This window comes from Leyella stercorea (genome assembly GCF_019052365.1).
Classification (GTDB): Bacteria; Bacteroidota; Bacteroidia; order Bacteroidales; family Bacteroidaceae; genus Prevotella.
On the sequence record NZ_JAHQUY010000092.1, the window covers coordinates 1 to 8,264 of the forward strand.

The window sequence follows — 8,264 nt, forward strand, 5'->3', positions numbered from 1 at the left end:
TGAGGTGTTGAGGTGTTGAGATGTTGTTGTGGTGAGGTGTTGAGGTTAGTTGATAATATAAAGATAGAAACAGTTGATCGTGTTCAAGGTCTTACTATTGATTACTGTTTTTTTCTTATTCCGAATGTATCTACAAGATATTCTTTGCAAAGTGAATTATTTAATGTAGCAACATCTCGTGCTCGTTATTGTACAATTATTATTGCAGACAAATTGCTTTTAAAAGAAAATATGAACGAAGATGTTCGTAAGTATCTATTAAAAGCTTCGGACGACTCTTATGTATCGTTTGCAAGAACTATTTCATCAGGTTCTATCACCTTAACTGTAAAGGATAAAATAGACCTATCGAAATATGAAAGGAAAAGAACGGAGTTAGTTGATGGAAAAGAAAATATCTACATTATAGATACAAATGTTTTTGTAAATTGTCCTGATATTATCAACAAAATTGGTAAGAAGTACAAAATAATAATACCATCTACAGTTCTTGAAGAATTGGATAAGCTAAAGATAAAAGATGGTATTGACAAAATCGCACTTAGCAAAGCTGCTAAAAATATTTCATTGGCATTTACGCAACAGTATTCTTGCATGGAAGATGCCAATGTTGCTCTCCTTCCAAATGGTTTTGATAGGAAAAATCCAGATTGCAAAATTTTATCAGTAGCTCTTAAACACTCTGAAGAGAATCCAATACTCCTCACATCAGACAATATGTTAGCTGCAAGAGCAAAAGGATTAGGCATAACTACCTTAACTCTTAAAGAATTTTTAAGACGATAATCTTTATCTTATCCATAACATCAGAATAATATGAACATAGCAGAACAAATACGTTTAAAACTCCAATTGAAGGAGAACTCCGAAGTGGAATTTAAATCAGCTGCGGGTGGTTTCCCTAAAGCTGAATTTTGGCGTTCTTTCTCAGCCTTGGCCAATACCAATGGTGGAACGATTGTGCTGGGAGTGAAAGAAAAAAATCATAAGTTCACACCAGATGGTCTTTCTGAAGAACTTGTAGCAAAATACAGAAAACAGTTTTGGGATGACGCACACAATAGGTCGTGTGTGAACATTCCATTGTTGGTAGAGAGTGACATCGAAGAAATAAAGACTGACGGAGGGCAATATCTACTTGCCTTCAGAATTCCTCGTGCACAATATGATTTGCGCCCCATCCACCTTACACTTACCCCGTTTGGACATACTTATAAGCGCAGGGATGAGGGTGACTATCTCTGTAGTGATGATGAAATAAAGCAGATGTACTCGGATGCCAACAACATGAGAGCATCTGCAGACTCCCGAATCTTAAGAGGCTATTCCTTTGATGACATTGACATACCTACTCTGCACCAATATCGTCGTGCGTACGATATTAAGCATGAAAACCATCCTTGGACAGAGCTTGATGACAAAAAGTTTTTGGAAATCATAGGTGCCTATCGCAAAGATAGAGCCACATCAACGGAAGGATTCACTGTTGCTGGCATGCTGATGTTTGGCAAGACTAACAGTATTACAGACCCAGAGTGCTGCCAAGAGTTTTTCCCAGACTATCGTGAGCATTTGAGTGACGACCTTCAGGTACGTTGGACAAATCGCATATATCCCGATGGGACATGGGAAGCCAACCTTTATCAGTTTTTCACTCGTGTCTTACCTTTATTGCAACACGCTTTGCCTGTGCCTTTCATTCTTGACAACAATCAGATGAGGAATAATACAACCACAGCTCACGTAGCTTTGCGTGAGGCTTTTGCCAACAGTTTGATTCATGCAGCATATACGGTAAGGGGCAATATTGTGATTGACAGATACTTCGACCGTATTGTTTTGTCAAATCCTGGTACAATGCTTATCAGCATGGAAGAATACTATGAAGGAGGACATAGTGTATGCAGAAACCCTGTAATCCAAAAGATGTTTGTATTCTTGGGAATTGGTGAGAAAGGAGGAACTGGCGCTGATGTTATTGCAAAAGGATGGAAGGATAATGGTTGGAGCATACCAACAGTTGAAGAAAAGAGTAATCCTGATAGAATAGAAACTTGCCTAAAACTGGAGGGAAATATTAATAGAACTACGGAAACTCCTGTTGATACTACGAAAACAACTACGGAAACTTCTGCTGATACTACGGATACAACTACGGAAACTCCTTCTGTAACTACGGAAACTCCTGCCGATACTACGGAAACTATTCTAAAAATAATCAGCAATAATCCTAAGGTTACGGCAAAAGGGATAGCATCCGTATGCGGCATAACAGCAGATGGAGTTGCTTATCATATCAAGAAATTAAAACAAAGCGGTAGGATAATTCGCATTGGAGGCTCACGTAATGGAGGCGAATGGAAGGTTGTTGAATAATTCTTTTCTAAAATGTTTAAGTCAAATTTAAAATTGGAATTATAATGTTATTAGGAAACAAGATAAGGTCTCTTAGAGACGAACAAGGAATACTGCAACGCCAAGTGGCTGCATGTTTAGAAATTGATACTCCAATGTTTAGTAAGATAGAACGTGGAGATAGGCGAGCGAAGAGAAGCCAAGTACCTCAACTGGCTGAATACTTTCATGTGGATGAGAAAGAGCTGCTCACCTTGTGGCTGGCAGACAGAATATTGGATGCCATAGAAGGCGAAAAAGAATTGCAGTTTCGTGCTATTGAAGTAGCAAAACGCGAATTAACAAAGGCTGATTTATAAAGGTTATATCAGTTCTTATCAACAAGACGATAGGTTTGTCCAGTTTGGATAACCCTATTGTCTTGTTATTTTGTAAGGTTTCAATGTTCTAAGCTCCTATAAGTCGTGAAGAATGAATCCGAGTGGATAAGTGAATCCAACTCTTGATAATTCCTCTTTCTCTTTTCATCCATGACAATCTTCTTGTAGAAGATGCGGTTGGTTCGGTCAAGATCCATAACCCGATTTTGATATAGAGATGAAAAGAGAACACAGGCGATAATGCCAAGAATGACAAGATACCATTGGAGCAATCTCCATTTGTCAGTCCTTTGTTTGAATCTGTTCCATCTGTAGAGCCACCACGATTTCAGTGTTGGTGGAGGAGATGGTTTAGGACTTGTGATGGTTTGCAAAGCATCGCCCCATATCTTCAAAATCGCATGTGCTTTTTCTACAGATTCATCCTCGTTAATGATTTTCATGCCGATGTAACGGATTGTCCGTTGGATTTCTAACGAATATTGTGGAGCCCATTTTGCTACTTGCTCAATGGTCATTAAGCCTTGCGCTTTTCGCTTTTGCAAATACACGTTGCGTTTGCACTCTCTTTCTTTTTCGTCTTTTTCCAAGTATTTTTCTATTTCTTCAACATACAGTTCTATGAAGATAGTCCCCAGGCGTTTGAGGGTCTTATCCGATAAAAGTTCTGCAGAATCAGACATGGCGTTAAAATAACTATCCATTTCTTCATGGACTGCATTTTTTATCTCGTCATACGGAATGGAAGCTGCTGAGGTACTTGCAAGAGGCGTTATTGGTGCGACCTCCTCTTTCGCTGCCAACTTCGCCAATAGATTTTCGATATTACCAAGTCTCTGTTCTGTTGCGACATTATTGTTTTTAATGACAGACAAGTCATCAAGTATATCCTCTAACTGTTCGTTTGATTTAGCCATATTGTTGATGTTTATAAGTTTGATTAACGCCTGCCTCTTCCGAAACTGCGACTTCTACTGCTATATTTTTTCTTGTATTTGTCATCATCTCCCCAACCAAGTTTAGAAGACGTGCATCCACCACCTGCAGATATGGCAGGTTGATATGGAGGAAAGAGAATGGCTCCAAGGGAAATGAGTCCTACTTGAATCGCTCCTTTGCCTATATTGGAAACGTCATCTGCTGTTTGGTACAATTCATCAAAGAAGTCTTGTTCCAAAGTCTGTTCGTTGCCACACATCTGCGGGGCATCATACATTCTTGCTTGGGCTTGCCAGGGGAAACGTAAATCGAAATCAGGGAACACTCTGTCTATATCTCTTACCTCGTAGGCATTATGGGTGTCGTACCATTCTTGCCGAGCATCGTCATACATGTCTCTTGCCTGTTCATGGACAATAGCAATAGGGTTGCCAAGCTTCTTGCAAATACATGCAAGAGTGAGTGATGAATCCAATTGCTTGCCACTATAAGAGATGTCATGTTTCAACTTGCTGCTGATATTTTCCTTGGCAAGAGTGAAAGATATTCCTTCTATACCGTTTGTCTTAGTATTATATCGGAAGCGCAAACGGATTCCTGCTTTTGACAATTCATTCTCAAATTCTTTCCAACTTCGAGAGACTTGCAACGATTCGCTTACTCGATGCAACATCTGATAACGGATGGCATCCATTGAGCGAAGTCTTCTTTCTTTGATAGCCTCTTTTCCTCTTGCGATAAATAAGCCATATTGCTCAGTCAATTCCTTACACACTTTTATGTTCTTATCTTTCTCATGTGAGTCTTTGGTGCATTTGCCTTTAAAGTTTACTCGATTTACCATGATATGAACATGTGGGTGTTCTTTGTCGAAATGACGGAATGCAACAAATTGATTGTCGTCATATCCCATGCGCTTCAAGTAATCGTTCACTATTTGCCCTAACAGATTGTCATTAATACGTAGCGCATCATGGGGTGAAAACGATAAGATAAAGTGTCCTACAGGTTTCTTGGTTCGAGCACTCAAACCTGCCTGCATCAAGAAACTATCTGTTATGGTTTGGTTATTCGTGAGATTGATTCCGTCGCTTGAAGCAACCAATATCGCATTTTTGCGTGGGTCGTTAATGTAGTTGATAAGTCCTCCAAATGATGCTCCATGAAGAATTTTGCCATACATACGCTGTCGTATTTTGTAGTTTAACTTTGATTTTTTGATTCGTCATTGTCTTCTTTCTCTTTGATTTTGAGACGAGCTTGATGGAGAATAGCATTGACTCCATCAAGGGCTTCGTTGGCTTTGTCTGCAATGGTCATAAGCCCTGCTTGGTAAGCAAGCTTAACCAAGGTATTGATATTCGTTCCAAGATTATTCAAACCTCTTATCTCTTTCATCAACTCCTTCGAAACAGGTTGGCGCACGATGGCATGAAGTGCGCCTTCACGAATGTAGGTACTTATGGGCATCTCTCCAGCCTTACGTTTGATACGGATAAACTGTTTTGGTGTGAAACGAACTGGTATGGGCTTGCCATACTTTTCCTCTTCAGGGAGAGGCTTGCGCCCTCCTGGATTGTTGATAACATGTTTTGCCATTATATTTAATTCTTTCTTATTTCAGTTCTTGAGGGGCAAGTTTCTCAATAGGTATTGACCTTTGCCATATGCTTGATAGGCAAAGGCAATAGCACAATCGGGTATACCGATTGGAATAGTTTTCGTATATCGAAAACACAAACTTGCTCCCGAAAGAACTTCCCTAAATGATTACACTTGTTTTTGACTATTGTAGAAACCTAATTTACCGCTTGAAACCACAACTCAGAACAAGCCCTTGACTATTCATCCTTTTACAAAGGAACTCGTTCAAGTCTTTAGCTTCTCCATATTCCTCAGAAGCATCTATCACATTGCCCTTGCACAAAATCCTGATTTGTTCTGTGGCATCGTGTCCAGCTTTGTCGTTGTCCAAATGACAATAGACGGTGTCATATCTGTTCAAGTAGTCTATTGACTTGGGAACATTGATAACTGAATTAAGGACAATGGCATCGCAGTCTCCATGTAATACCACATAGGACAAGAAGTCGATGAATCCTTCAAACACATGACAATCTTTGTTGCCTTTGGATATGACCGAAATGTCTTTTGGTGAGATGCACCCCTTGAAGTAAGCATTACGAATCTCGTAACCTCCAGAGCGGTTAGGAAAACCTACGGCAAAGTAATTCTTGTCGTGGTTTCGGTAATGTACCTCCTTGCAATATTGGCTTGCCACTTGCTGAGCAATACTACGTTTTCCGAGGTATCTCAACAGGGCAGAATTACCCAAACTCTTTACTTCAACATTGCTGAAAGTTTCAGAGCCTTCCCTTGTCGTTTTGGGAGTTGAGGGAAACGAAGTCCTAATGCCGCTAAGATGATGAAGATAATTCTGAAAGTTATTTGGATGGTACAGTAAATTGACCAAAGTAGCAAGTCCACCACCTTTACCCAAACCAAAATCATACCACACATTTTTATCCACATTAACCTTGAAAGATGCAGTATTCTCATTATGCAATGGTGACAGATACCACCAATTAGTCCCTTTCTTTGAAATCGGCAGATAACCTTTTTCTGCAAGGAAATCTGCTATTTGTATATGCTTATTATCGAATGTATTCATCGTTAATTTGTTGTTGAGTTGTTGAATTGTTGAGTTAGGATGATGAAAAGAGAAAATCGTTGAGCTACTGTTGACCATATTGTTGAGCCGTAAATGCTTATGCCACAATGTATATGTTCTTCTTTTCATCATTTCAACAAATCAACAGAGATTATATGTTTAATGATTCTATGAACTCCTTAGTCACAGTATAATAACGTCCCACCCGACTCACTGCACCAAATTTTGTTGGCTTAGAGTAGTCGTATTGGTATGTCGTATATGAAAGTGCATTTGGAGCCGGTTTCAAACGCCATAACTCCTTCACTACTTTGCGAATATGCCACAATTCCACCTTTACCCCATTAATCGAAAGCAATGGCAGCAGGTCTTGTGGTATAAATGAAACCTTGTCCACTTTCTGACATTCCATAATGCTGCGCAATAACTCTACGAGATCAATCTCCGTATGGTTGCGGTTGCATTGCATGATGCGTTCCAAAGCATCCGTATGAATAAGCGTTGGATTGAACCACATACGACTCTCTTTAGTGCTATATAGTGCCCGATGTTGCAAGTAATACAAGAAAGCTGGAATTTGCGCTTTCAACTTCTGCAAGAAGTTCGTATCATCGCTTTCCAACGGCATTATCTTACGCACCCAATAACGTGTCTCTCCTGTATCAATGATAACTGGGAAAAGCTCATTATTGGAGCACAAGACGAACTTGGCGAAGAAATTCACTTCTTGTCTGTCCTTACCTTTAGCTTCAACCTTGTATGTCTGTGCTGTGCTCAAATTCTTTAGGCGTTCTGAGTCTTCTCGTCGGCATAGCAGCACCTCGTCAACAACAATAAGTAACTTACCTGCCCAATCCGCATTAAATTGGCTTCGAAAGTCCTCATTGGTATTGAAAGTTACATTGTCTTCAAACACCGCCTTGAGAAAATTCAAGAAAGTAGTCTTGCCTGTATTGCGCTCTTCTGATACCAATAGTAATATTGGTAACTTCTGCGTAGGTTTGGCATAGAGCAACTGCATGTAATCCATCCCTAACTCAAATTGTTCACCAAAGATATGGTGTATCAGCTTCATAATGTCTGGAAACTCTCCTTCTGATGGTATGTGGTCAATGGGCTCATACAAATTGTAGAAACCGCCAATCTCTTTATGATAATCGGTATGGCTGGGTACAGTACAAAAACCGTCATATTTCCGAATTGGTGGCGTATTGTTCTTGCCATAATCCTGTCGGATAGTACCAAAGCTCCATGGGATGCGACGCAATGTGCAAGTACCATTAGCTAAAGGTTGTTGGGCAATCTTGTACAGACAAGTACCCACTCTGATATATTCTTCCTTATTTCCTTCCATAACGCTTGTTGTTTATAAAAGCCATGGCTTCGTTCTCCAAATCTGCTTCCGATTTTCGATAAGTACCTTCTCTTAACCACTCCTCAATTTCTTTCTTGTTGAATATGATACTCTTTCCCTTTTTATGAAATGGTATTTTTCTTGCACTCGTCCAACCATAAATGGTCTGTTCTGCCGGGTGAGTAGGCAAAAACTCTATGAGATCAGCTACATTGAACCATTGCTGTTCTTCACTCTTCTTTGGTGGTATCAGTTTGTCCACCTTATCACCCAACTCATTAAGTTTGGCATACATGACAGCCAACATCTGAGGCATGTCATTAAACGTGATGTTTTCTTGTTGCATATTTATCAATATTTGTTTCTGTGTGCAAAGGTACATTTACGTTTGTGTGGCAATACGTGGGGCTTTGTGGGGATATAAAAATGACAGATGCGCTATTCACTTGATAATAAGTGAATAACGCATCTGCCAATAGTTACCCCAGTTCGGGATAAGAAATAGTTTATAAAAAAGTTGGTAGTCTCATAAATATTTTGTACCTTTATAGGTGAAAATCAAACA

The 8,264-nt window shown here is 39.6% G+C and carries 9 protein-coding genes; 3 read left to right on the forward strand and 6 right to left on the reverse strand.

Features of this window, described 5'->3' with window-relative positions:
- Positions 1-231: 231 nt before the first annotated feature.
- The 3 genes from KTQ90_RS11930 to KTQ90_RS11940 are packed head-to-tail and all read left to right on the forward strand — an operon-like array spanning position 232 to position 2,714.
- Positions 232-786: a PIN domain-containing protein gene (locus tag KTQ90_RS11930; RefSeq protein ID WP_254360401.1), complete on the forward strand. Its 555-nt coding sequence runs from the start codon at positions 232-234 to the stop codon at positions 784-786.
- Positions 787-816: 30 nt separating this feature from the next.
- The gene (locus tag KTQ90_RS11935) at positions 817-2,376 is read left to right on the forward strand and encodes an RNA-binding domain-containing protein (RefSeq protein WP_217318622.1); all 1,560 of its coding nucleotides are present in this window, start codon (positions 817-819) and stop codon (positions 2,374-2,376) included.
- Positions 2,377-2,420: 44 nt separating this feature from the next.
- Positions 2,421-2,714 (forward strand): helix-turn-helix domain-containing protein, encoded by a 294-nt coding sequence (locus KTQ90_RS11940; RefSeq protein WP_217318623.1) that lies wholly within the window; start codon positions 2,421-2,423, stop codon positions 2,712-2,714.
- 80 nt (positions 2,715-2,794) lie between these two features.
- Here KTQ90_RS11940 and KTQ90_RS11945 read toward each other — a convergent pair whose 3' ends face one another.
- The 6 genes from KTQ90_RS11945 to KTQ90_RS11970 form a co-directional block, all read right to left on the reverse strand.
- Positions 2,795-3,652 carry a hypothetical protein gene (locus tag KTQ90_RS11945; RefSeq protein WP_254359643.1) on the reverse strand — a complete coding sequence of 286 codons (858 nt, stop codon included), beginning with the start codon at positions 3,650-3,652 and terminating at the stop codon, positions 2,795-2,797.
- Between the two features lie 23 nt (positions 3,653-3,675).
- Positions 3,676-4,857 carry a relaxase/mobilization nuclease domain-containing protein gene (locus tag KTQ90_RS11950; RefSeq protein ID WP_217318624.1) on the reverse strand — a complete coding sequence of 394 codons (1,182 nt, stop codon included), beginning with the start codon at positions 4,855-4,857 and terminating at the stop codon, positions 3,676-3,678.
- 20 nt (positions 4,858-4,877) lie between these two features.
- Positions 4,878-5,273 carry a plasmid mobilization protein gene (locus KTQ90_RS11955; RefSeq protein ID WP_134771265.1) on the reverse strand — a complete coding sequence of 132 codons (396 nt, stop codon included), beginning with the start codon at positions 5,271-5,273 and terminating at the stop codon, positions 4,878-4,880.
- Between the two features lie 205 nt (positions 5,274-5,478).
- On the reverse strand, positions 5,479-6,345 hold the full coding sequence (locus tag KTQ90_RS11960; protein WP_134771264.1) for a toprim domain-containing protein: 867 nt from the start codon (positions 6,343-6,345) through the stop codon (positions 5,479-5,481).
- Positions 6,346-6,496: 151 nt separating this feature from the next.
- Entirely contained in the window at positions 6,497-7,699 is a 1,203-nt protein-coding gene (locus KTQ90_RS11965) for a primase-helicase family protein (protein WP_134771263.1), read from the reverse strand.
- On the reverse strand, positions 7,686-8,045 hold the full coding sequence (locus tag KTQ90_RS11970) for a helix-turn-helix domain-containing protein (protein WP_134771262.1): 360 nt from the start codon (positions 8,043-8,045) through the stop codon (positions 7,686-7,688). Before KTQ90_RS11970 ends, KTQ90_RS11965 begins: the two co-directional genes overlap by 14 nt.
- Positions 8,046-8,264: the final 219 nt, after the last annotated feature.